The organism is Variovorax sp. SPNA7, from assembly GCF_033807855.1.
Taxonomy (GTDB): domain Bacteria; phylum Pseudomonadota; class Gammaproteobacteria; order Burkholderiales; family Burkholderiaceae_C; genus Variovorax; species Variovorax beijingensis.
This window is the reverse complement of record NZ_CP138513.1, coordinates 2,288,446-2,312,593: the sequence shown is the minus strand read 5'-3', so window position 1 is coordinate 2,312,593 and position 24,148 is coordinate 2,288,446. Positions and strand designations below refer to the sequence as shown.

At 68.3% G+C, this 24,148-nt stretch carries 19 protein-coding genes; 9 read left to right on the top strand and 10 right to left on the bottom strand.

The window, feature by feature from the left end:
- Nucleotides 1-10: 10 nt before the first annotated feature.
- Nucleotides 11-1,621, bottom strand: coding sequence for an alpha-amylase family glycosyl hydrolase (locus tag RZE77_RS10710; RefSeq protein ID WP_319441815.1), 1,611 nt, complete (start codon nucleotides 1,619-1,621; stop codon nucleotides 11-13).
- A 60-nt stretch (nucleotides 1,622-1,681) separates the two neighbouring features.
- Between RZE77_RS10710 and RZE77_RS10705 the strand changes: the two genes are divergently transcribed.
- The 3 genes from RZE77_RS10705 to RZE77_RS10695 all read left to right on the top strand — a co-directional run bounded on the left by RZE77_RS10705 (nucleotide 1,682) and on the right by RZE77_RS10695 (nucleotide 8,571).
- The gene (locus RZE77_RS10705) at nucleotides 1,682-3,346 is read left to right on the top strand and encodes an alpha-amylase family protein (protein ID WP_319441814.1); all 1,665 of its coding nucleotides are present in this window, start codon (nucleotides 1,682-1,684) and stop codon (nucleotides 3,344-3,346) included.
- 127 nt (nucleotides 3,347-3,473) lie between these two features.
- Nucleotides 3,474-6,554 carry a sensor domain-containing diguanylate cyclase gene (locus tag RZE77_RS10700; RefSeq protein ID WP_319441813.1) on the top strand — a complete coding sequence of 1,027 codons (3,081 nt, stop codon included), beginning with the start codon at nucleotides 3,474-3,476 and terminating at the stop codon, nucleotides 6,552-6,554.
- A gap of 109 nt (nucleotides 6,555-6,663) precedes the next feature.
- The gene (locus RZE77_RS10695; RefSeq protein ID WP_319441812.1) at nucleotides 6,664-8,571 is read left to right on the top strand and encodes a GspE/PulE family protein; all 1,908 of its coding nucleotides are present in this window, start codon (nucleotides 6,664-6,666) and stop codon (nucleotides 8,569-8,571) included.
- A gap of 9 nt (nucleotides 8,572-8,580) precedes the next feature.
- Here RZE77_RS10695 and RZE77_RS10690 read toward each other — a convergent pair whose 3' ends face one another.
- The 8 genes from RZE77_RS10690 to RZE77_RS10655 all read right to left on the bottom strand — a co-directional run bounded on the left by RZE77_RS10690 (nucleotide 8,581) and on the right by RZE77_RS10655 (nucleotide 14,389).
- Complete coding sequence (locus tag RZE77_RS10690; protein ID WP_319441811.1) at nucleotides 8,581-9,327, bottom strand: EAL domain-containing protein; 747 nt, start codon at nucleotides 9,325-9,327, stop codon at nucleotides 8,581-8,583.
- A 91-nt stretch (nucleotides 9,328-9,418) separates the two neighbouring features.
- Complete coding sequence (locus tag RZE77_RS10685) at nucleotides 9,419-10,201, bottom strand: exodeoxyribonuclease III (protein ID WP_319441810.1); 783 nt, start codon at nucleotides 10,199-10,201, stop codon at nucleotides 9,419-9,421.
- 109 nt (nucleotides 10,202-10,310) lie between these two features.
- Complete coding sequence (locus tag RZE77_RS10680; RefSeq protein WP_319441809.1) at nucleotides 10,311-11,507, bottom strand: MFS transporter; 1,197 nt, start codon at nucleotides 11,505-11,507, stop codon at nucleotides 10,311-10,313.
- A gap of 22 nt (nucleotides 11,508-11,529) precedes the next feature.
- A complete protein-coding gene (gene arsB, locus RZE77_RS10675) occupies nucleotides 11,530-12,615 on the bottom strand; it encodes an ACR3 family arsenite efflux transporter (protein WP_319441808.1) in 1,086 nt (361 codons plus the stop codon).
- Between the two features lie 6 nt (nucleotides 12,616-12,621).
- Nucleotides 12,622-13,116: an arsenate reductase ArsC gene (locus RZE77_RS10670; protein ID WP_319441807.1), complete on the bottom strand. Its 495-nt coding sequence runs from the start codon at nucleotides 13,114-13,116 to the stop codon at nucleotides 12,622-12,624.
- Nucleotides 13,113-13,622, bottom strand: a complete 510-nt coding sequence (locus RZE77_RS10665) for an arsenate reductase ArsC (RefSeq protein WP_319441806.1) — start codon at nucleotides 13,620-13,622, stop codon at nucleotides 13,113-13,115. The genes RZE77_RS10670 and RZE77_RS10665 overlap by 4 nt, the downstream gene beginning before the upstream one ends.
- Nucleotides 13,615-14,055: an ArsI/CadI family heavy metal resistance metalloenzyme gene (locus RZE77_RS10660; RefSeq protein ID WP_319441805.1), complete on the bottom strand. Its 441-nt coding sequence runs from the start codon at nucleotides 14,053-14,055 to the stop codon at nucleotides 13,615-13,617. The genes RZE77_RS10665 and RZE77_RS10660 overlap by 8 nt, the downstream gene beginning before the upstream one ends.
- A gap of 10 nt (nucleotides 14,056-14,065) precedes the next feature.
- Complete coding sequence (locus RZE77_RS10655; RefSeq protein WP_125964921.1) at nucleotides 14,066-14,389, bottom strand: ArsR/SmtB family transcription factor; 324 nt, start codon at nucleotides 14,387-14,389, stop codon at nucleotides 14,066-14,068.
- Nucleotides 14,390-14,418: 29 nt separating this feature from the next.
- On the opposite strand from RZE77_RS10655, the gene arsC reads away from it, so the two are divergent.
- The 4 genes from arsC (at nucleotide 14,419) to RZE77_RS10635 (ending at nucleotide 17,250) form a co-directional block, all read left to right on the top strand.
- Nucleotides 14,419-14,865 carry an arsenate reductase (glutaredoxin) gene (gene arsC / locus RZE77_RS10650; RefSeq protein ID WP_319441804.1) on the top strand — a complete coding sequence of 149 codons (447 nt, stop codon included), beginning with the start codon at nucleotides 14,419-14,421 and terminating at the stop codon, nucleotides 14,863-14,865.
- Nucleotides 14,846-15,568 carry an arsenical resistance protein ArsH gene (gene arsH, locus RZE77_RS10645; RefSeq protein WP_319441803.1) on the top strand — a complete coding sequence of 241 codons (723 nt, stop codon included), beginning with the start codon at nucleotides 14,846-14,848 and terminating at the stop codon, nucleotides 15,566-15,568. The genes arsC and arsH overlap by 20 nt, the downstream gene beginning before the upstream one ends.
- 98 nt (nucleotides 15,569-15,666) lie before the next feature.
- Nucleotides 15,667-15,858: a hypothetical protein gene (locus RZE77_RS10640; protein ID WP_319441802.1), complete on the top strand. Its 192-nt coding sequence runs from the start codon at nucleotides 15,667-15,669 to the stop codon at nucleotides 15,856-15,858.
- Nucleotides 15,859-15,915: 57 nt separating this feature from the next.
- Nucleotides 15,916-17,250 carry an NUDIX hydrolase gene (locus RZE77_RS10635; RefSeq protein ID WP_319441801.1) on the top strand — a complete coding sequence of 445 codons (1,335 nt, stop codon included), beginning with the start codon at nucleotides 15,916-15,918 and terminating at the stop codon, nucleotides 17,248-17,250.
- Between the two features lie 3 nt (nucleotides 17,251-17,253).
- On the opposite strand, the gene RZE77_RS10630 is transcribed toward RZE77_RS10635, so the two are convergent.
- Nucleotides 17,254-21,408 carry a CheR family methyltransferase gene (locus tag RZE77_RS10630; protein WP_319441800.1) on the bottom strand — a complete coding sequence of 1,385 codons (4,155 nt, stop codon included), beginning with the start codon at nucleotides 21,406-21,408 and terminating at the stop codon, nucleotides 17,254-17,256.
- Nucleotides 21,409-21,581: 173 nt separating this feature from the next.
- Here RZE77_RS10630 and RZE77_RS10625 point away from each other — a divergent pair, with 173 nt between their 5' ends.
- Nucleotides 21,582-22,700, top strand: coding sequence for a polysaccharide pyruvyl transferase family protein (locus tag RZE77_RS10625; protein WP_319441799.1), 1,119 nt, complete (start codon nucleotides 21,582-21,584; stop codon nucleotides 22,698-22,700).
- On the top strand, nucleotides 22,693-24,126 hold the full coding sequence (locus RZE77_RS10620; RefSeq protein ID WP_319441798.1) for a Coenzyme F420 hydrogenase/dehydrogenase, beta subunit C-terminal domain: 1,434 nt from the start codon (nucleotides 22,693-22,695) through the stop codon (nucleotides 24,124-24,126). The genes RZE77_RS10625 and RZE77_RS10620 overlap by 8 nt, the downstream gene beginning before the upstream one ends.
- Nucleotides 24,127-24,148 lie beyond the last annotated feature (22 nt).

Genomic DNA, 24,148 nt, shown 5'->3' with positions numbered 1-24,148 from the left:
CACGCACCGGTCAGTGCGTGACGATCACGCCCTCGAGCGGCTGCAGCACCAGCTCGCCGGCCACCGCGCCGGTGCGGTCCGCGTGGGTAGATGCCAGCACCACCACTTCCGCCGGCAGCAGGTCGGCGGCCACCCGGGTTTCGGTGGTGGCAAAGTTCAGCAGCACCACCAGCCGCCTGTCTCCGGACGTTCTTGCATAGGCCAGCACGTCGGCGCCGGCGTCGAGTTGCTCATGGCTTCCCTCGTGCAGCGCGGCCTCGTTGCGCCTGAGCGCGATGAGCCGCTTGTAGAGCTGAAGCATCGAGGCCGGATCGGCCAGCTGCGACTCCACGTTGCGCATGCCCCAGTCGCCGCCAAGGCGCAGCCAAGGCGTGCCATCGGTGAAGCCGGCCGCATGGGCCCGGCTCCACTGCATGGGCGTGCGCTGCGGATCGCGCCCCAGGCCCTTGCCCGGCTCGTTCTTCTCGAACGGGTCCTGCACTTCATCGGGCGGAATGGGAACGTCGGTCAGGCCGATCTCGTCGCCGTAGTAGAGCGTGGGCGTGCCGCGCAGCGTCAGCAGCAGCATTGCCGCGAGCCGCGCCCGCTCCTGTCCGACACGGCTCGCGATGCGCGGCTTGTCGTGGTTGCCGAGCACCCAGTTGGGCGCCGCGCCGTGCGGCAATGCCGCCTCGTAGTTGCGCACGATGCGGTCGATCTCGACCGCATGCCACGGCGCCGCGATGAGCTGGAAGTTGAACGGTAGCTGCACGCCCTGCAACAGGCCTTCGGAGGTGCGCCCGTAGTAGGCCATGAGCCGCTCGAGCGGAAGATAGAGCTCGCCGATCAGCACCCGCGCCGAAGCCTCGTCGCTGAATGCGTCGACCACGCGGCGCATCTCGACCACGATGTCCTGCATCTCCGGCCGGTCCGTGGTGTAGAGCGCCAGCAGCCGGTGCGAAGGGTCCTGCCCCGGCTGGAACGACGGGTTGGGCGGGTTGTCGCGGAACTGGTCGTCCTTGACGAGGTGGTAGAGCACGTCGATGCGAAAGCCGTCCACCCCGCGCCGCAGCCAGAAGCGCAGCACCTCGTACATCGCCTCGCGCACCTCGGGGTTGCGCCAGTTGAGGTCGGGCTGCTCCTTCAGGAAGGAGTGGCAGTAGTACTGGCCGCTGGCCTCGTCGAAGGTCCATGCCGGACCGCCGAAATTGCTGAGCCAGTTGTTGGGCGGGCCGCCATCGGGTGCGGGGTCCCGCCACAGGTACCAGTCGCGCTTGGGACTCGTGCGCGAGGCGCGGCTCTGCACGAACCACGGGTGCTGGTCGGAGGTGTGGTTGGGCACGAAGTCCAGCACCAGCTTCAGGCCGCGCGCCTTGCATTCGGCCGCGAGCGCATCGAAGTCCTCGAGCGTGCCGAAGCGCGGATCGATGTTGCAGTAGTCGGATATGTCGTACCCGAAGTCGGCCATTGGTGAGGGGTAGATCGGCGATATCCAGACGGCATCCACGCCAAGCTCGACCAGATAATCGAGCCGCTTGCGGATGCCTCGCAGGTCGCCGATGCCGTCTCCATCGCTGTCCTGGAATGAACGCGGATAGATCTGATAGACGATTCCGTTCTTCCACCAAGCATCGGCCGACATCGGGTTTCCTTTCGTGTGTTCCGTGTTTGCGAGGTTCCGATCTTCAGGAGGTTCCCCGGCATGATCAACGACCTTTGGTACAAAAACGCCGTGGTGTATTGCCTCTCCGTGGGAACCTTCATGGACTCCAATGGCGATGGCTGCGGCGACTTCGAGGGGCTGACACGGCGGCTGGAGTACCTTCACGGCCTGGGTGTCACCACCTTGTGGCTGATGCCCTTCCATCCATCGCCGGGACAGGACGACGGCTACGATGTTTCTGACTTTTACAACGTCGATCCCCGGTTCGGTACGCTCGGCGATTTCGTCGAGTTCACGCATTCGGCTTCGCGCCTTGGCATGCGCGTGCTGATGGACCTGGTGGTGAACCACACCTCGGACCAGCACCCGTGGTTCCAGCAGGCGCGCAGGGACCGCAAGTCAAAGTATCACAACTGGTATGTGTGGTCCGACAAGAAGCCGCCCCGCTACACCGACGGTGTGGTTTTCGCCGGCGTGCAGAAATCGACCTGGACCTTCGACAAGCTCGCAAGGCGCTGGTACTTCCACCGCTTCTACGAATTCCAGCCCGACCTGAACACCGCCAACCCCGACGTGCAGGCGGAGATCCTCAAGATCATGGGCTTCTGGACCCAGATGGGCGTGTCCGGTTTCCGCATGGACGCCGTGCCCTTCGTGATCGGCGCGAAGGGCCCGCGGGTCGTGCGCCCGACCGAGAAGTTCGACATGCTGCGGCAGTTCCGCGAACTGCTCCAATGGCGCCGGGGCGATGCGATCATTCTTGCCGAGGCCAACGTGCTGCCCAGGACCAACATGGCCTACTTCGGCGACGAGGGCGAGCGGCTGCACATGATGTTCAACTTCCAGGTCAACCAGAACCTGTTCTATGCCATGGCCGCGGGCGACTCGCGGCCGCTGGTCAAGGCGCTGGAGGCCACCCGGGAACACCCGCCCACCTCGCAATGGGGCATGTTCCTGCGCAACCACGACGAGCTCGACCTGGGGCGCCTGCGGCCTGCGCAGCGCCAGCGCGTGTTTGCCGCCTTCGGCCCCGACAAGGACATGCAGCTGTACGACCGCGGCATACGCCGCAGGCTGGCACCGATGCTCGGCGGCAACCGGCGGCGCCTCGAGCTGGCCTACAGCCTGATGCTCACCCTGCCCGGCACGCCGGTGATCCGCTACGGCGACGAGATCGGCATGGGCGACGACCTGAGCCTGCCGGAGCGCAACTGCGCGCGCACGCCGATGCAGTGGTCCACCGAACGCCAGGGCGGATTCACCACCTCCTCGAAGCCGGTGCTGCCGGTGATCACGGGCGGCGCCTACGGCTTCGAGCACGTGAACGTGGCAGCGCAGCGGCGCGATCCCGAGTCGCTGCTCAACTGGATGGAACGCGTGTTCCGCATGCGAAAGGAAGTGCCCGAGATCGGCTGGGGCGACTTCGAGGTGATTCCGAACGAGGAGCGCGTGGTGCTCGTCATGCGCTACGAGTGGCGGGGCAACGCGGTGGTCTTCGTGCACAACCTGGGTGACAGCCCGCTGGAAATAAAGCTCGGCGCCAAGGCGCTGGGCAGGCATGGCGGGCGGCTGATCAACCTGCTCTCCAACGCGCACAGCCGCGCCAACTCGAAGGGAAAGCACTGCATGCTGCTGGAGCCCTACGGCTACCGGTGGTTCCGCGTCGGCCCGCTCGACTATCTTCTCAAGCGCGAGGAGATGTGAGGATGCGCCGTTGGCCGGCGGCGCATGGGGGATTGCGCGAGGTGACCCGTTCCCCGCTTCTGACACACTACGTGACACACTACGTGCAGGCGCAGCGCGGATCTCATCGCGATGCACGTCCATGCCAATGAAATTGCCCGGTCTTCGGAACATCCGCATCAGCCTGAACACGCGCGTGGGCCTCGGCGTTGCCGCGGTGGTCCTGGCCGCCACGCTCGCCATTGCCACGGTCGCCCTGCAGCTGGTCAAGACCAGCATGAAGGCCTCGATCGAAAGCGAAGCATTCGCACGCCTGTCGGCCATCGCGAACACGGTGGACCAGAAGTTCGCCAGCCGCCGCACCCTGCTGGAGACCTTTGCCGACAGCCTGGGATCGAACGACTTCCCCGATGCAGCGGCGCTGCAGGCCTTCGTCGAAAAGCATCCGTCGCTGCGCCAGGCCTTCAGCAACGTGGCGCTCTTCACGGCCGAGGGCGACCTGATCGCGAGCCTGAGCGGTGCGCAGCAGCCCGGCCGGGTGAACATCAAGGACCGGCCGTACTTCCGCGAAACGCTCTCCTCCCGGGCCGGCGTGATCTCCGAACCCTATCTCAACCGGCTCAGCGGCCTGGCGCAGATCGCCATGACCGAGCCGGTGCTGGACCCCGCGGGCAACCTGAAGTTCGTGATCTCGGGCGCCATCAACCTGAAGGACCGCAACCTCCTGGGCGAACTCACCGACGTGAGATTCGGCGAAACCGGCTATCTGTTCATCACCAGCACGGACGGCGTGGTGGTCGACCATCCGCGCACCGAGCGCATCATCAACCAGACGGGCCTGAAGGGTGTCGGCAACCCCGAGATCGAGCGTCCGCTGGAAGGCTACGAAGGCGCGGCCGAAGGCTTCAACCACGCGGGCGTGCACGGGCTGTACGCCTTCAAGCGCATCCAGCAGACCAACTGGGTGCTGGGGTCCATGTATCCGAGCGCGGAGGCATTCGCCCGCGTCGACGCCATCGAGCGTTCGGCATGGCTCGGCACGCTGGTGCTCGCGATGCTTGCGGGTGCCGCGGCGCTGGGCCTCGTGCGGCAGCAGCTCAGGCCGCTCACGCATCTGCACCGGCACATGCTCGACGTGGACAACCCGGCCCTGCAAACGACCGTGCCGCGCACCTACCGGCGCGACGAGATCGGCGATCTTGCGCGGACCTTCGACACGCTGATGCAGCAGCGCAAGTCGAGCGAGAAGTTCCTGCGCGACATCACCGACAACCTCCCCGCGCTGGTGTCGCACGTGGATGCGCAGGGCCGCTATACCTTCGTGAACGCGCCGCTGTGCAGGAAGCTCGACCGCGGCGCGGCGCAGCTGATCGGGCGCACGGCGCAGAACATCGGCGAGGACGAGACGGTGGACGCCGCGGTGCGGCGCGTGCTGGCCGGCGAGGCCGTCAGCTTCGAAAGCCGGGGCGAGGCCAGGCGCGGCGAGGAAGACCGCTACTTCCAGACCGAGCTCATCCCCGACCGCGACCAGGCCGGGCAGGTCCGCGGCTACTACGCCATGACCTCCGACGTGACCGAGCGCAAGCGCATCGAATTCAGCCTTGCCCACAGCGAAGCGCAGGTTCGCGTCATTGCGGACAACATCCCCGCCCTGGTCTCGCACGTCGATTCCTCGCTGAGGTACACCTTCGTCAATGCCCAGGTGAGGGCACTGCACAAGGACCGGGCCATGGTGGGGCAATCGATGCCCGAGGTTCGCGGCCCGTCGGACTTTGCCATCGTGGCGCCGGCCTACGAGCGCGCGCTGGCCGGCGAAACGGTGGTGGTCGAGAAATCCGGCGATCCGGCGCTGGGCATCGGCGAGCGCACCTTCAAGGCCCACTACATTCCCGACCGGGACGCGAACGGCGTGGTGCAGGGCGTGTTCGCCATGACCTTCGACATCACCGACGAGGTGAACATACGCAAGGCCTTGACCGAACAGGAAAAGCGGCTGCGCGACGTGACCGACAGCATCCCGGCGCTGGTGGGCTATTTCGACAGCGCCGAGAACTGCCTCTTCGCCAACAGCCGCGCGCGGCAGATGGCGGGCCTGGGCAGCGGCCCGCTCGATCGCGTCACCCTGCGCTCGGCGCTGGGCAGGACAGTGCACCGGCAGATCCGGCCCTATCTTCCGCTGGTGCGCGAGGGCAAGTCGGTGCGCTTTCCGGTGCAGGCGCCGCTGCATGGGAAGGATGGCTTTTTTCAGGTCAACCTGGTTGCCGACATGGACCCGCAGGGCGGGCTCGTCGGTTTCTATCTCATGACCTTCAACATCACCGCGCTGAAGCGCGCGGAGTTGCGGCAGGCCGAGAGCGAACGGCGCCTGCGCACCATCACCGACAACCTGCCGGCACTCATCACCTACATCGACCGCGAAGAGAAGATCACCTTCGCCAATGCCACCTACCGCGAATGGCTCGGCGTGGAGCCGGCCGAGATCCTGGGCCGCCACGTCGGCGACGTCGCGGGCCCGGAGCTGTATCTCTCGCGCAAGGCCATGATCGCGCGTGCGCTGGCGGGCGAGCGCGTGGAGTTCGAGGCGCAGACCAGGACCAAGGGCGTCGACCGCACCACCCGCGTGAGCTACGTGCCCGACATCGGCCCCGACGGCGCCACGCGCGGCATTTTCTCGCTGAGCCTGGACATCAGCGCACTGAAGGCGGTGGAGCGCAAGCTGAGCGACCTGGCGCGGGTCGACACGCTCACCGGCCTTGCGAACCGGCTCGCCTTCAACGAATACCTGCCGGGCGCCATTGCCCGCGCGCAACGTTCGGGCAACGCGCTGGCGGTGCTGTTTCTCGACATCGACTACTTCAAGACCATCAACGACACGCTCGGCCACGCGACCGGCGACGGCGTACTGGTGGAGTATGCGCAGCGCCTGCTGGCCAGCGTGCGAGGCACCGACACCGTGGCGCGCCTGGCGGGCGACGAGTTCGTGGTGGTGCTGGAGAACGTGCACACGCGCGAAGCCGCGGTGGCCGTCGCGCGGAAGATCGTCGAGCGGGTGGGCACCGTTCCCTTCGAACTGGACGGCCGCAGCCTGAACGTCACGACCAGCATCGGCATTGCCTTCCACCAGGCTGCGGACGCCTCGGTCGGCGCCGCCGACCTGCTGGCGCGCGCCGATGCCGCGCTCTATCGTGCAAAGGCAGCGGGGCGCAACACCTTCGGCTTTTCCGATTGAGAACTTTGGTAGTGGTTGCGCATTGCCCTTGCCGATGGCAGGGGGCGCATTCCTGCTGACAAGCCCGCCCCGGCGGCCTCAGAATCCCTTTCACAGGAGAAACCATTTCATGTCCCCCACCGAAGTCGTCACGCCCGAGCAATTGCTGCACGCACTGGAAGTCCAGAGCCGCATGCCCATCCTGCGCATCGGCCAGGCCCTGATGGCGCTGGGCATGCTCACGGAAGAGCAGCTGCGCGCGGGCCTGGCGCAGCAGCAGCTCGACCGCAGCGTGCCGCTGGGCGAGACCCTGGTTCGCATGGGCGTGGTGACGCGGGCCCAGCTGCAGGCCGCACTGGTGCGCAAGATGGGTTATCCGCTCGTGAACCTGCACGAGTTCCCGGTGGCCGTGGATGCCCTGCGCAGCATCAGCCATGCCGTCGCCCGGCGCCTGCAGGTGATGCCGCTCATGATCCACGAGGGACGCCTCATCCTCGCGATGGACGATCCGGCCGGCCGCCATGCGGCCATCGACGAAGTGGAGTTCATCTCCCAGAGGAAGGTGGTGCCGGTGATCGGCGAATGCCTGGTGCTGGACACCGTGCTCTACAAGGCCTACGGCAAGATCGGCACCGAGGCGGTCGACCCGACCATCGTCCACGATCCCTCGCGGCCGCTGGACTTCGACGTGGGCAGCACCGGCCCCGGCGCCCTGGGTACCAGCGACCTGCTGGTCACCCTCGAGAAGGAGCGCCCTGCGCCCGCCGTCGAGGAGACTGCCATCGAGCAGTCCGACAACTCGCTGGTGCGGATGATCAACAGCATGATCGTGGACGCGCACCGCGAGGGCGTGTCGGACATCCACATCGAGAGCTATCCGGGCAAGGAAAAGACCCGCATCCGGTTTCGCCGCGACGGGCGGCTGCACACCCACCTGGAGCTGCCGGCCAGCTACCGCAACGCGGTCGTTGCGCGCGTGAAGATCATGTGCGACCTGGACATCAGCGAAAAGCGCAAGCCCCAGGACGGCAAGATCAATTTCGCCAAGTACTCGCCGCAGCACCGCATCGAGCTGCGCGTGGCCACCATCCCCACCGCCAACGGGCTGGAAGACGTGGTGATGCGCATCCTGGCCTCGGCCAAGCCGATTGCGCTGGACAAGCTCGGGCTCTCGCCGCGCAATCTCTCGGAGTTCACCAAGGCGGTGGAGCGGCCCTACGGCATGGTGCTGTGCGTCGGGCCCACGGGCTCGGGCAAGACCACCACGCTGCATTCGGCCCTGATGCACATCAACACGCCGGAGCGAAAGATCTGGACGGCCGAAGACCCGATCGAGATCACCCAGCCCGGCCTGCGCCAGGTGCAGGTGAATCCGCGCATCGACTGGACCTTTGCCAAGGCGCTGCGCGCCTTCGTGCGCGCCGATCCCGACGTGATCATGGTCGGCGAGATCCGCGACGAGGAAACCGCCCGCACCGCCATCGAGGCCTCGCTCACGGGCCACCTGGTGCTTTCCACGCTGCACACCAACAGCGCGCCCGAAACCGTGACGCGGCTGCTGGACATGGGCATGGACCCCTTCAACTTCGCGGATTCGCTGCTCGCAGTATTGGCGCAGCGGCTGGTGCGCCGCCTGTGCAGCCACTGCATCCAGGGCCGCCCCATGCGCCCGGAGGAAATCGAGGAGCTGCTGGCCGATTACATGCACGCGTTCGCGGGTCAGGAGACGCCGGCCGAACGCGAGGCCGTGCGCAGCGGCTGGCTCGGCCAGCACGGCCGCGACGGCCGGCTGCAGGCCTTTTCGAGCCCCGGATGCGCGCATTGCGACAACACCGGCTTCAGCGGCCGCGTCGGCATCCACGAGCTGATGGTGATCTCCAGGACGCTGCGCCGCCTGGTGCAAAGCGGCGCGCGCGCCGAGGAGCTGCAGGAAGCCGCGCTGCGCGAGGGCATGCGCACGCTGCGCCAGGACGGCATCGGCAAGGTCCTGTCGGGGCAGACCACCATCGAGGAAGTCCGCGCAACCAGCAACGCCTGAGCTGGCGCCTCAGGCGGCGTCCCACGCCACGGCCGGCAGCATGGCGATGCCGGGCCTGGCGAACAGGTAGCCCTGGAACAGGTCCACGCCCAGCGCGCGCAGCGCATGCACTTCTTCCGAAGCCTCGACGCCTTCCGCCACCACCCGGATGCCGAGTTCGCTGCAGGTGCCCACGAAGCCCTTCACGATGCTGAGCCGGACCGCGTCGTTGTGGATGTTGCGCACCAGGCCCATGTCGATCTTCACCACGTCGGGCTGAAAGCCCGCCAGCAGTTCGAAGCCCGCATAGGCGGCGCCGAAGTCGTCGATGGCGGAGGTGAAGCCGTAGCCCTTGTAGGTGCGGAACGTCGCCGCCAGCGCCGGCAGGTCCGCCACGCGTTCGCCTTCGGTGATCTCGAACATCAGGTGGTCCACCGGAAAGTCGCAGCGCTGCGCGGCCACCATGGCGGTATGGAAGCACTCGTCCTGATGTCCCGCCACGTCGTTGGGCAGGATGTTGAGGCTCAGCCGCGACTCCATTCCCAGCGCCGAAGCGGTCTCGATGGCTTTCACGCGGCAGGCCTCGTGGAACGCGAAACGGTGCCGCGGGTTCACGCGCGAGAGCACCTCGAAGGCGCCCTCTCCCGAGGTGCCGCGCACCAGGGCTTCGTGCGCAAAGACTTCGCGCCGCTGGAAATCCACGATCGGCTGGAAAGCCATGACGAACCCGTCATCGAAGCCGGGAAAGCAGGCGTCCGCCGTTGTTCCGATGGTCACTGGAATGGATCTCGCGGGAAAGGGGACGCGTCGTTCGGGCGGCTCGATAGGTACGTAAATGTATCCCCTTTGTTCACAGCCCCTCCTTCGATCAACCGGCGGGCAGGTCCAGCAGGGCCCAGACCGGCGCGTGGTCGCTCGCTCCGGGCCGCCCGCGCACCTCGCGGTCCACGTTCGCATCGGCCAGAAAGGGTGCGAGCTCCCGGTTGAGCAGCAGGTGGTCGATGCGCAGCCCCGCATTGCGCGGCCAGCGGTTGCGCCAGTAATCCCAATAGGTGTAGATCGCCTCGCGGGGATGGCGCGCGCGGATCGCGTCGGTCCATCCCTGCTTCAGCAGGCGGGCGAAGGCCGCGCGGCTTTCCGGCTGCAGCAGCGCATCGTCCTGCCATGAGGCCGGGTTGTAGATGTCCGCATCGGTGGGCACCACGTTGAAGTCGCCGGCCAGCACCGCCGGCATGCCGCAGCCACAGAGAAGGCGCGCATGGGCGTTGAGCCGCTCGAACCATTCGAGCTTGTAGTCGAACTTGGGGCCGGGCTGCGGATTGCCGTTGGGCAGGTACAGGCAGCCGACGATCACGCCGCCCACCACTGCTTCGAGATAGCGGCTCTGGCTGTCTTCGGAGTTGCCGTCGAGCCCGCGGCCGGTTTCGATCGGCTCCGTTCCGCGCGCAAGAATGGCCACGCCGTTCCATGCGCGCTGGCCGTGGAACAGCACGCCGTAGCCCGCGTCCCGGATCGCCGCGGCGGGAAAATTCGGGTCCGGGGATTTCAGCTCCTGCAGGCAGGCCACGTCCGGGCGGGCCTCGGCCAGCCATGCCAGCACAAGCGCAAGCCGGCTGTTGATGCCATTGACGTTGAAGGTCGCGATCTTCATGGACGCTGCGTCGGACACAAGCGGATGAGTCGGATCATGGCCCGAAAGCCGCCCCGGCCATGTCGGAGAACACGCCCCCCGCGAGAAGCCGCGAGCCGCCCGGAAGCCTTCAGCGGCGGCCGCTTCGAGGCGCGCCCGGCACCGAGATGCACATCAGCGCGCCCAGGGCCGTGAGCCCGAGAAAGGCCGAAGCCCACAGCGCGCGCTCGCCCCAGCCCTGCACGAGCAGGCCGAAGAGGAACGGCGCAGCGGCCTGCAAGAGCCGCGCGGGCACCATCAGCAGGCCCTGCCGCCCGCCATAGCCCTGGGGGCCGAACAGTAGCAAGGGCAATGTCCCGACCGCGATCGTGAGGATGCCGTTCCCGGCACCATGCAGCACCGCAAAAACCACGGCCGCCGGCGCGCCGAACACCAGCAGCGCGGCCACCCCCAGCGGATGCGCCAGCGCGGCGATCCGCGCCGACAGCAGCGCCGGTGCACGCCTGAGAAAACCGAACTCCAGCAGACGGCCCGCCACCTGTGCCGGTCCCACCAGCGCGGCAATGGAAACCGCGGCAACCACCGACACCCCGCTCGCATGCAGCAGGCTCGGCAGATGCGCCGCCATGGCCGTGCTGATGAACCAGCCGACGGCAAAGACATAGGCCAGCAGGAATTCCGTTCGCCGCGGCCGGGCCGCATCACCCGGTGCAGTAGCGGCGGCTTTCCTGGTGTTGGAAAGCTGCTGCGCCGCGGCCTCCCGCACGCGTGGAACGATAGCGTTCAGCGGCAGCCCCAGCACCAGGTGCAGGCCCGCCCAGGCCATGCATGCGCCGCGCCAGCCGTAATGCGCTTCGAGAAACGCCGTCAGCGGCCAGCCCACGGTGCTGGCAAATCCCGCGAACAGCGTGATGCCTGTGATGGCACCGCGCGAGTCGGCGCCGTGGATGCGGACCACCGTGGCAAACGCCGCCTCGTAAAGCCCGCTGCCCATCGCCATGCCGATCAGGACCCACGCGGCCATCAGCCACGGAACGCTGCCCGCTTGCGACAGCGCCAGCAGGCCCGCGGCAAAGACGAGGTTGCTGCCCATCAGCACGGGCCGTCCGCCGAAGCGGTCGATCGCCTTGCCGGCAAAGGGCCCCAGCGCGGCCGACACCACGAGCGCCAGCGAGAACGCGGCAAACACGATGAACGAAGGCGCACCGAGGTCGCGCGCAATCGGCGCGGCCAGCATGGCGGGCAGGTAGTACGACGAAGCCCAGGAGAGCGTCTGCGCCGTTCCGAGCGCCGACACCGTCAGCACCCGGCGGGATGCGGGGGTCATGCGGTGTCGGCCTCGGCGCCGGTCAGCCCGCCCTCACGCCTTTTTCATACCAGCCCTGCGACCGGTTGACCACCGCGACCACCAGCAGCATCACCGGCACCTCGATCAGCACGCCCACCACCGTGGCCAGCGCGGCGCCCGACTGGAAGCCGAACAGGCTGATCGCCGTGGCCACCGCGAGCTCGAAGAAATTGCTCGCGCCGATGAGCGCCGACGGCCCGGCCACACAGTGCGCCACGCCCAGCCTGCGGTTGAGCACATAGGCCAGTCCCGAGTTCAGGAACACCTGGATCAGGATGGGCACCGCGAGCAGCGCAATCACCAGCGGCTGCCGGATGATGGCTTCGCCCTGGAAGGCGAACAGCAGCACCAGCGTGAGCAGCAGCGCCGAGATCGACCAGGGCCCGAGCCGCGCCGCCACCGCCTGGAAGCGGGCCGTGCCCTGCTTGAGCAAGTGCCTGCGCAGCAGTTGCGCAATGACCACCGGCACCACGATGTACAGCCCCACCGAGGTCAAGAGCGTGTCCCAGGGCACCGTGATCGACGACAGCCCGAGCAGCAGCGCGACCACCGGCGCGAAGGCCACCACCATGATCGCGTCGTTGAGCGCCACCTGCGACAGCGTGAAGTACGGGTCGCCCTTGCACAGCTGGCTCCACACGAACACCATCGCCGTGCACGGCGCCGCCGCCAGCAGGATCAGGCCCGCGATGTAGCTGTCGAGCTGCGATGGCGGCAGCAGCGGCGCGAACACGTGGCGGATGAAGATCCAGCCCAGCAGCGCCATCGAGAACGGCTTCACGGCCCAGTTGATGAAGAGCGTGACGCCGATGCCGCGCCAATGCGCCTTCACCTGCCCGAGCGCCGCGAAGTCGATCTTCAGCAGCATCGGGATGATCATCACCCAGATCAGCACGCCGACCGGCACGTTGACCTTGGCCACTTCCAGCGATGCGATGCCGCGGAACACGCCCGGCAGCCACTGGCCGAGCGCTATGCCCACCACGATGCACAGCGCGACCCACACCGTGAGATAGCGCTCGAAGAAGCCGATGGCGGGCGGCGGTGCGGACGATGCAGCGGCGGCGGTGGCGGAAGTGGAGCTCATGGAAAATCAGCTTTCGGAAATCGCGGTCAGCGCCGCCTGGAGTTCGCTATCCGCCATCGATTCGATCGGCAGCGCCAGCAGTTGCACGAGACGGTAGGCCAGGGCCTGGCGCGTCAGCTCGAAGGCCACCCGCTTGCCTTCGTCGCCGCCGGGCGCGTTCGACGGATCGGGGTAGCCCCAGTGCACCTGCACCGGGCTGCCGGGCCAGTAGGGGCAGGTCTCCTGCGCGGCGCTGTCGCACACGGTGATGACGATGCGCATGGCCGGCTTGCCTTCACCCACGAACTCGTCCCAGCTCTTGCTTCGGTACGCCGACACGTCGACGCCCGCATTGGCGAGCGCCTCGAGCGCGAAGGGATTCAGCCGCCCGCTCGGCGCGCTGCCCGCGCTGTAGGCCCGCACGTCCCTGCCCGCCTTTTGCGCCAGGTGGTTGAGCATGCCTTCGGCCAGCACGCTGCGGGCCGAGTTGTGCGTGCACAGGATCAACACGTTGACCGTCATGTCGCGGCCTTCTGGACCTTGCCGATGTCGCGCATCTCGCGCTGGATGGCCATGGCGTCGAGGCGCGCGAGCGGCAGCGCCAGCATCAGCTCGATGCGGCGCTTCAGGGTGAGCGCCGTGTCCATGAACTGGCGCTCGGTCGCTTCTTCCGAGCCCTCGAAAGCCGCGGGATCGGCAACGCCCCAATGGGCGGTCATCGGCTGGCCCGGCCATACCGGGCACACCTCGCCGGCCGCCTTGTCGCAGACCGTGAGCACGAAGTCCATGGCGGGGGCGCCGGGCGCGGCGAACTCGTCCCAGTTCTTGCTGCGGTAGCCCTCGGCGGAAAGCCGCAGCCGCTCGAGCGTGCGCAACGCCTGCGGGCTGACCTTGCCCGCTGGATGGCTGCCCGCCGAATACGCCTTGAACCGGCCCTCGCCCATGTGGTTGAGCAGGCCTTCGGCCATGATCGATCGCGCGGAGTTGCCGGTGCACACGAAGAGCACGTTGTAGATTCTTTCAGCCATGGCAATTCGCCGTCCCTGGTGCGCAGCACGCGGTTTTCTGGCTCGCAACCGCCCTCGTCTCTCCATACACCGGCGCATTGCCCAGCGTGTGGAAGTGTTCCCAGGCAATGCCCTGCGGATCGGTGATCCAGTGCTTTTCGCTGCGTGCGTAGCAGCAGGTGGTGGCGCCTTCGTCGAAGGTCTCGATCTCGGCCTGGGCGGCGCGGGCCTTGAGTTCCGCGAGTTCTTCCTCGTTCTCGGCCTGCAGGCCCAGATGGTCGATGCCCGTCGCGCCGGCGCGCGTGGACACCGCAAAATTCACCGGCGGATCGGCGAGCATCCACTTGGCATAGTCGCTTTCGACGCGCGCCGGCTCCGAGGCAAAAAGCCTGGAGTAGAAGGCGATGCTCGCCGGCAGATCCTGGACGTTCAGATGCACATGGAATCGCTTCATGGTTTCTCCTTCAGCATGGACAAGCCTGGGCCGCCTGGGGCAGGCAAGCCTCGCCCTGGCAGCAGTTTTCGGTGAGGTAGCCGATGAGCGCGTTCATCTGCCCGAAGGCCGCGCGGTAGATCAGGTTGCGGCCGCTGCGCTCCTGCGTCACCAGCCCCGAATGGGTCAACTCCTTCAGGTGGAACGAGAGGCTGGTGGCCGGCACGTCGAGCGCCTCCACCAGCGCGCCGGGCGTGAGCCCCGCCGGGCCCGCCACCACCAGCGCGCGGAACACCTGCAGGCGCACCGGCTGGGCCAGCGCGGCCAGGGATCTGACGATGTCTTGTTCTTCCATATTTCAATAATAGTTGCATAATTGCAAGAATGCAATCGACAAGTCCATCCATCACCATCTTTCACAACCCCGCGTGCGGCACTTCGCGCAACACGCTGGCGATGATCCGCAACAGCGGCGAAGAGCCCCGCGTCATCGAATACCTGAAGACCCCGCCCACCCGGGAAACACTGCGCGAACTGCTCGCCGCCATGGCCATGGCGCCGCGCGCGCTGCTGCGCCGCAAGGGCACGCCCTACGACGAACTCGGGCTCGACGATCCCAAGTGGTCCGACGAGCAGCTGCTCGACTTCATGCTCGCGCATCCGATCCTCATCAACCGCCCGATCGTCGTCACGCCGATCGGCACGCGCCTGTGCCGCCCTTCGGAAGAGGTGCTCGACATCCTGCCCTTGCCGCAGAAAGGCCCCTTCACCAAGGAAGACGGCGAGCCGGTCATCGACGCGGAGGGCCGCCGTGTCAAACGCGCTGCCTGAGCTTCCGAACATCGACGCCGAGCTGTTCGACCGGCCCTCGCCCGAGCGCCTGGCCAATGCGGCGCCGGCGCGCCACGCACCGCGCTTCCTGCTGCTGTACGGCTCGCTGCGCGAGCGCTCCTACAGCCGGCTGCTGACCGAAGAGGCCGCGCGGCTGCTGCAGGCCATGGGCGGCGAAACGCGCATCTTCGATCCGGCCGGACTGCCGCTGCCCGACAGCGCGCCCGACGACCATCCGAAGGTGCAGGAGCTGCGCGAACTCGCGCAATGGGCCGAAGGCATGGTGTGGTGCTCGCCCGAGCGCCACGGCGCCATGACCGGCATCATGAAGGCGCAGATCGACTGGATTCCGCTCAGCATGGGCGCGGTGCGGCCCACGCAGGGCAAGACGCTGGCCGTCATGCAGGTGTCGGGCGGATCCCAGTCGTTCAACGCGGTGAACCAGCTGCGCGTGCTCGGGCGCTGGATGCGCATGCTGACCATCCCCAACCAGTCGTCGGTCGCCAAGGCCTTCCTGGAGTTCGACGAAGGCGGGCGGATGAAGCCCTCCGCCTACTACGAGCGGGTGGTCGACGTGATGGAAGAACTGATGAAGTTCACCCTGCTCACGCGCGATGCGGCCGCCTACCTTGTCGACCGCTACAGCGAACGCAAGGAAAGTGCCGAGCAGCTTTCCAGGCGCGTGAACCAGCGGGCGATCTGACGCGTTCCCGCGCGGCGTCCTACGCCCGCATGCAGGCTGTCCGACACCGATGCGCCGCGGCCGCGATAACCTGGGTTCACGCAAGGAGGTCTGTCTGCATGAGCCCATCCAAGTCGAAAGAGGACCGCGCCCCGCGGCTGGTGCGGCCCGCATCGAGCCGGCGCGTACCGGCGGCGAAAAAATCCGAAGGCCCTGTGGCCACGCCCAAGGTCAACGAAGGCGCATCGCTCGGCAAGTCCGCCAACTCCAGCGCCGGCGGCGCCGCGGGGCAGCTGACGCCCAAGGACTGACGCGCCGCGGCCGGGCACCGCCGCATTGGTCCGGCGTTGGCCCGACAATCGGCGCCCATGAACGCCAAGCCTTCGACGACGGCAACGACCCTACCCGGTCCAGCGCCGTCCCTGCCGCGCCCCATCCGCGTCGCGGCCTCCCTGATCCTCCTGCGCGACGGCGCCGACGGCATGGAAGTGCTGCTGCTGCGCCGCGCCGAGAAGGCCGATGACCAGAACAGCGGCGCCAGCGTCTTTCCGGGCGGCGTGGTCGACGCGCACGATCGCAGCCTGCACCTGATGTGCAAGGGCCTGGACGACGCCGCGGCCAGCGCGCGCCTGGGCCTGCCCGATGGCGGCCTCGACTACTACGCCGCCGCGGTGCGCGAATGTTTCGAGGAAGCGGGTGTCCTGTTTGCAAGCGATGCCGACGACCGCCTGGTCGAACTCGACGGCCTGCCGCCGGGCCGGCTCGAATCCATGCGCCATGCCGCCGAGCAAGGCACCGATGCGCTGCTGGCCATGTGCGAGGCGCAGGGCTGGCGCCTTGCGATGGACCGGCTCGCCTATTTCAGCCACTGGCTCACGCCGCCCGGCATGCCGCGCCGCTTCGACACCCGCTTCTTCATTGCGCAGATGCCGCCGGCGCAGGCCGTGAAGCCCGACGGCCGCGAGACCGTGGCGCACATGTGGCTCAAGCCCGCGGAGGCGGCGCACGCGCGCAGCGGCCTCAAGCTGATGAACGTGACGCGGCGCACGCTCGAACAGCTGGCAGGCTTCGGCAGCGCCGCCGCCTGCATCGCGCATGCGCGGGCGCTGACGCGGATCGTGCTGAACATGCCGCGCGTGGCCGACGGGCCCGCGGGCCGCCGCGCGGTGAACATCGACGAAGCCGCCTACGAGGAGATCGGCCACCTCGATCCCGACGGCAAGGGCCATGCGCACTACGCGCTCGAGCCCGGCCTGGTCACGCGGCTGTCGGCGCGCGTCGTGCGCGTGGCGGGCGCAGCGGATTCGCATCACGGCTATTTCGTCGGCGGCGAAGGCGGCCACTGGGCATTGATCGATCCCCCGCCCCACAGCCTCGCGCAGGACGCGGCGCCGGGCCAGGTGAAGTGGCTGCTCTGGACGGGGGCAGGCACGCAGCCCTCGGCCGCGTCGCTCGATGCGCTTCGGTCCGCGTGGCCCGATGCCGCCGTGCTGCGGCCAGCCCCCGGCGAGGTCCTGCATCTTGGCGGCGCAACGCTGCATGTCCGGCAGCACGGGCCGGCCGATCAGGCTGCGTGCCAGTTCCTGCTGGCCGAGGAACGCATGCTGTTCACCAGCGCCGCCGCTGCGCCTGCAGCCCACGCCACCGGCGAGGCCGAATGGATCGCGCCGGCCAGCGGCTTCATCCTCCGCACGCCGCGCTAGCGCCTACAGCCGACCGATGGCCGCCTTGAGCTCGTCGAGCGAAGCGGGCTTGGGCAGGTGCGCGTTGAACCCCGCCTCCAGCGCCCGGCGCGCATCGGCGCGGCGGCCGAAGCCGGACATCGCGATGGAAGGCAGCTCGCGCGTGGCCGGGCGCCGCCGCACCTCGGCAATGAACTGGTAGCCGTCCATCTCGGGCATGCCGAGGTCCGACACCAGCAGGTCGTAGGTGTTCGCCTCGAGCAGCTCCAGCCCCTTCTTCGCGCTCTGGGCCACGTCGACGATGGCGCCCTCGAGCCGCAGCACCTCGGCAAACGGGGCCAGCGCATCGGCATAGTCGTCCACCGCGAGCACGCGCCAGCCGCTGAGGCTGACTTCGGCCTGGGCCTTCTTGTCCGCCAGCGGCTCGGCCGCCGTTCCCACGCGCGGCAGCCACACGCTGAACTCGGCGCCCTGCCCCAGGCCCGCCGAATGCACCTCGACGCGGCCGCCGTGGGCCCGCGTCAACTCGTCAACCAGCGCCAGGCCGATGCCCAGTCCGCCGTTGGGCGGCGTCACCTCGCTGTCCGCCTGGTTGAACATGCCGAACACGTGCGGAAGGAATTCCGGCGCAATGCCGCAGCCCGTGTCGCTGACCGTGAGCCTGCCGAAGCCCTCGCCGGCCGCGGCAACGCGCACCGCGATGCGCCCGCCCTCGGGCGTGAACTTGACCGCATTGCTCAGCAGGTTCCAGGCGATCTGCTCGATGCGCACGCGATCGCCGTCGCAGACCACGCCGGCCTCGCAGTCCAGCTCGAGCGCGAGTTTCTTGCCGGCCGCGCCGCTCACGGCGGCCTGTGCCACCGCCTGCACCAGTTCGCCCAGTTCGACCGCGACGCGATTGAGCCGCAGCTTGCCGGTGCGGATGCGCGAGAGATCGAGCAGGTCGTTGATGATGCGCGTCTGGCTCGCCACGGCGCGCTTGATGGTCTCGCCCACGCGCCGCACGGCCGGGTTCTCGGCGGTGCCCGGTGCGTGCATCAGCAGCTCGGCGTTCATCTGGATCAGGTTGAGCGGCTGCTTCAGTTCGTGCGACATCACGGCCAGGAACCTGTCCTTGAGCTCGTTGGCCGTCTGCGCGCTGAGGCTGGCCTTCTTTTCCTTGAACAGGCGGTGCTCCTGCGCAAGCTCATGCTGCTTGGTGCCCGTCATGTCGCGCGCGATCTTGGCAAAGCCGCCGCCCGCGGCCGCCTCCAGCGGCGTGGTGACGCCGCTGCAGAAGAAGCGGCTGCCGTCCTTGCGCTGGTGCCAGCGCTCGTCCTCGGCGCGGCCCAGTTCGAGCGCGCGGCGCATCTCGCCCTCGGGCACGCCGTTCGCGCGGTCTTCGGCGGTGAAGATGATCGCCAGCGGCTTGCGCAGCATTTCGTCTTCCGCGTAGCCGAAGATGCGCTGCGCGCCCGCGTTCCAGCTGGTGATCAGGCCCTGCTCGTCGGCCGTGATGATGGCGAAGTCGCGCGTGGTGGCCGCCACCAGCCGCAGCCGCTCCTCCCCCGCGCGCACCCGCTCCTCGGCGGCGCGCAGGTCGGTGATGTCGAAGAAGTTGAGGATCGCGCCTTCGATCCTGTCTTCCGCCGTGCGGTACGGAAGTATCCGGGCCAGGAAGTGCCGCCCGTCCACGCTGGTCACGTGCCGTTCGCTGGCGCGCAGTTCCTTGAAGGCAGCGGCCGTGTCGTCCGCCAGCTGGGGATAGTCGAGCCGGCTGGTGATGTCGAACAGCGAACGCCCGAGGTCCGACGAGATCAGGTTGAACAGGTTGCTCGCATGCGGCGTGAAGCGCTTCACGTGCATGCCGCGGTCCACGAAAACGGTAGCGATCTCGGACGAAGCAATCAGGTTCTGCAGGTCGTCGTTGATGTGGCCGCGCTCCTCCACCTTCAGCTTGAGCTCGAAGTTGACGGTCACGAGCTCCTCGTTCATCGACTGCAGCTCTTCCTTGCTGGTTTCGAGCTCCTCGGTGGCCGAGCGCAGTTCCTCGTTGATGGCCTGCAGCTCCTCGTTGGAGGCCTTCAGCTCCTCGGTCGAGGTTTCGGAGGTCTCGATGGTGTCCTGCAGGTGCAGCTTGAGCTGGCGGATCTCATCTTCCATCTTGCCGATGAGCTGCTCGCGCGCCGCATGGGCCGGTTCGCCGCCTTCGGGGCGCATGCTCTCCTCGATCTCGTCGAACACCACCAGCGTGAGCTGCTGGGCGCCTGCCTTCTTCTCGTCGTCCTTCTGCTGCAGCGGCCGCACGGTGATGTTGAGAAACACCTGCCGGCCGTCGCCGCGCTTCTGCACGAGCCGCGTCTCCACGCTGCGGTTCGTCTGCGCGGCCTTGAAGAGCGCGGTCCGCAGCTCCAGGCGCAGGTCGGGCCGCACGTTGTTCAGCAGGTTGTTGGAAGGCTCGCCGCCGGGCCGCTCGAGGAAGCGGCCCACGCCGTTGGACAGGTGCAGCACGTCGTGGTCGGCATTGATGAGCACGCTGGGCGGCGAGAACTGCTCCAGCGCGCGCTGGTGCAGCTCGGCAAAACTCAGGCGCTCGCTGCGCTTTTGCGCACGCAGCGCGTGCATCGGGCCCGTTGCGCCGGACCTGGCCGGGGCATCGCTGATGAGGGGCACGTGGCGCCCCGGTGAGAGTTCGGGATTGACGCGATAGATGCGGTTCTTCTTGTCGACGGAAGTGAACAGGCTGCCCGCCACATCGATCGATTCCGAAGTGCCCAGGAACAGATAGCCGCCGGGCCTGAGCGCAATGCGGAACATCTCCAGCACGTGCGCCTGGGCCGCGCGGTCGAGGTAGATCAGGAGATTGCGGCAGCAGATGACGTCCAGCCGCGAGAACGGCGGATCGCGCAGCAGGTTGTGCACGGCAAACAGCACCGGCTCGCGCACCGAGGTGGCCACGCGGTACTGGTCCTGGTCGGCCACGAAGAACTGCCGCAGCCGCGAAGGCGAGATGTCTTCCGCGATGCCCCGGGCATAGAGGCCCTTGCGCGCCACGGCAATCGCGCGCTCGTCGATGTCGGTGGCAAAGACCTGGATGTCCAGCGGCTTGGACTGCCGGTCGACCTGCTCGCGCAGCAGCATGCTCAGCGAATAGGCCTCCTCGCCGGTGGCGCAGCCCGCCACCCAGGCGCGCACCTGCTCGCCGGGCTGCTTGCCCTCGATCAGCGCGGGAAGCGCCTCGCGCTCGAGGGCTTCGAAGGCATCGGCGTCGCGAAAGAAATTGGTCACGCTGATGAGCATGTCCTGCAGGAGCGGCGCCGCCTCTTCAGGGTGGCTGCGCAGGAAGTCGCGGTAGGCCGGCAGGTCGGCCAGCCGGTTCACCTGCAGCCGGCGCTCCAGCCGGCGCAGCACCGTGGCCCGCTTGTAATGGCGGAAGTCGTGCCGCGTGTAGTTGCGCAAGAGGCCCATCACCTCCTGCAGCGCCTGCTCTGCCAGGCTGGCCGCGCTGCCGCCCTCGGCCTCCTGCGCAGAGGAGCCCGAAGGCTCGTCGTAGGGCAGCCGGATGTGCTGCGCATTGCGCCACAGTTCAGCGAGGTGCTGGCCCATGTCGGCCACGGGCAGCACGATGTCGACCATGCCGGTGGCAATGGCCGCGCGCGGCATGGCGTCGTGCGCCGCATCGCCGGGCAGCTGCGCCATTGCGATGCCGCCGTTTTCCTTGACGCGCGTGAGGCCCACCGCGCCGTCGCTGCCCATGCCCGACATCACGATGCAGAAGGCCCGCTCCCTGTGCACCTCGGCCATGGTGCGAAAGAACAGGTCGATCTCGGTGTGCGGCCCCGCGACGCGCGCGCTGGCGGCCACTTGCAGGCGGCCGTCGTTCATCGTCAGCGCCATGCCCGGCGGAATCACATAGACGTGGTCGGCCTCGACCGGCGTCGCCCGGGTGACCTGCGCCACGGGCATGCCCGTGGCGCGCTGCAGGATGTCGGCGGCGTTGCTCTCGTGCTCGGGCGAGAGATGCAGGATGACGACAAAGGCCATGCCGGCATCGGGGGGCGTGTTCTCGAAGAAGCGGATCAGCGCTTCCAGGCCACCGGCGGATGCGCCGATGCCGACGACCGGAAAGCCCAGCGCGCGGTGCGCGGGCTCGCCCTCGCCGGCGGCTGCAGAGGAAGGTGGAGGGTTCGATTGGGGCATTGGATTCATTGCGCGGACCGGAGCCTCCGGGCGTCCCGTGCGCGGCCTTCGATCGTGAAATTTTGCCACTGCTCCTACAAATGGCATCAGCAGCATCTTGCCGGGGCCAGCGGACTGCCCGACGGCACGTCGTCCGACGCCTCGCGTCGCGCCCGCCGCCTAGCTTTGGAGCGATGCAACTTCTTCCGGCGCACCCGATGAAGATCGGCGTGCTCACCTTCCACCGCTGCATCAACTACGGCTCCTACTGGCAGGCGCGCCTTCTGGTGGAGGCGCTGCGCGGCGCGGGCCACCACGCCGTGCTGCTCGACCACGGCTCGCCCCGCATCGACCGCGCCGAGTGGCGCTGCGCGCTGCGACCGGTGCTGCCGACGCCGGTGCCGCCCGCCGACCGCAGGCTCTATGCGCAGAAGACGCGCAAGTTCTTCGCGTCCTTCGATTCGCTCCCCTGCTCTCGCCGGTTTCCGCTCGAGCATCCGGAGCAGATGGACGACTTCGACGCCGTGGTGGTGGGCAGCGACGAGGTGTGGAACCTGTCGCATCCCTGGTATGGCCACAGTGCCATCTTCTTCGGCGAACGGGTGCGCGCGAGGCGCCTCGTGGCCTACGCCGCGAGCTTCGGCAACCATGCCGCCGAGCGCGGCCTGCCGCCGGACCGCGCGAGGATGCTGGGCCGCTTCGATGCGCTGTCGGTCCGCGACACCAACTCGCGCGCGCTGCTCAAGACCCTGGGGCTGCATGCCGAACTGGTGCTCGACCCCTGCCTGCAGTTCGCGCCCGAGCCCTGCGAGCCGCGCAAGGCCACCGGAGCGCGCCACGTCGCGGTCTACGGCCACAACTTCAGCAGTGCATTCGCGGCCCGCATGCGCGAATGGGCCCGCAAGCGGAACGTGCGCCTCGTGAGCATCGGCTACCGCAACGACTGGGCCGACACGCAGTGGATCACCGCCGGCCCGGAGGACTTCATGCGCTTCATGGCCGACGCGGACGCCGTCGCCACCAACTTCTTCCATGGCTGCGTGTTCGCGCTGCGCAACCGCAAGCCCTTTCTCTGCGAGCCCTCGCCCTACCGGAGCATCAAGATCCAGGAACTTTTGTCTACGGCAGGTGCACAGGACCATCTCGCGGATGCCGGCATATCGGCCGCGCACTGCGACGCCCGCCTGCTCGAAACGCCATCGCCCTCGATCGAGGCGCGCATCGCAAAAATGCGCGTCGCATCGGCGGCCTATCTCGACCATGCGCTGCGGCAAGACCTGGAAAGCCCAGCGCCGGAGCGCGCCCGTGCCTGAGCCCCACGCCGGCCCGCGCGACATCGCGCGTGCGGGCCTGTGCATCGGCTGCGGCAGCTGCGTGGCGCGGATGCGCAGCGCGCCCGAAGCCCCGCACGCCCCGGGCGGCGAGAGCCCGCGCATGGCCTTCGACCGATACGGCGAACTCAAGCCCGCCGGCCCGCCCGCATGGCTGCGCCATGGCCCTGCGGCGTTCCCGCGCATCTGCCCGTTTTCTCCCCGGGCCTGCGACGAGACCCGGCTCGCGGCCGAGCTGTTCCCCGAGGCCGCATGCGACGACCCGCTGGTCGGGCGATTCCAAAGCGCCTACGTCGGCCATGCGGACGAAGGAAGCTTCCGCGCCAACGGCAGTTCCGGCGGCATGGTCAGCTGGACCGCCTCGGAGTTGCTGCGCACCGGCCTGGTCGATGCGGTGGCGCACGTGGTGGCCGCGGACCCGGCGCAGGGCGATGGCCGCGATAGCCGCTTCTTCCGCTACAGCCTCTCGCGCACGCCCGAGGAAGCGCAGGCCGGCGCCAGGTCGCGCTACTACCCGGTGGAAATGTCCGAAGTGCTCGAACAGATGCGCGCGGTGCCGGGCCGCTATGCGGTGGTCGGCGTGCCCTGCTTCGTCAAGGCCGTGCAATTGCTGCGGCGCGAAGACGCGCTGATGCGCGAGCGCATCGCGTTCACGCTGGGGCTTTTCTGCGGGCACATGAAGAGCGCGCGCCTGGTCGACAGCTTTGCCTACCAGATGGGCGTGGCCGTCGAGGACATCCGCAGCGTCGAATACCGGCTGAAGGATGCGCGGCGGCCCGCCAACTGGTACACCGCGCAGTTCGTGCTGCGCGACGGACGCAGCGTGCAGCGCGACTGGTTCCACCTGGCGGAGGGAGACTGGGGATCGGGCTTCTTCCAGAACGAGGCCTGCAACGCCTGCGACGACGTGGTCGGCGAGACCGCGGACATCTCCTTCGGCGATGCATGGGTGGAGCCCTATGCATCGGACGGGCGCGGGACCAACGTGGTGATCGTGCGCTCGCCGCTGCTGCATGCGCTGGTGGCCGATGCCATCGCGGCGCGCCGCCTCGCGCTGGCGCCGGTCGATGCGGCCTTTCTTGCGCGCACCCAGGCCGCGGGCCTGCGCCAGCGGCGCGAAGGGCTCGCCTACCGGCTCAGCTGGCGGCGCCGCGGCCTGCGTCCGGCCAAGCGGGTGCGCCCGGCACGCGCGCTGCCCTGGCGCCGAAAGCTGATCTACCGCATGCGCGCCGCCATCACGCGCTGGAGCAGGCGCCTGTTCGCGGCCGCACGGGCCACCGGCACCCGCTTCCTGTATGTGCGCTGGGCGCGCGGCGCGCTTGCGCTCTACCACGGGCTGGCCTACTCGCGGGGGCGCATCGGTGCGCTGGTGGCGCGCGTGGCGCGGGACGACAGCAGCCCCGGCTGAGCGGGCGCCGCGCCGGCCGCCC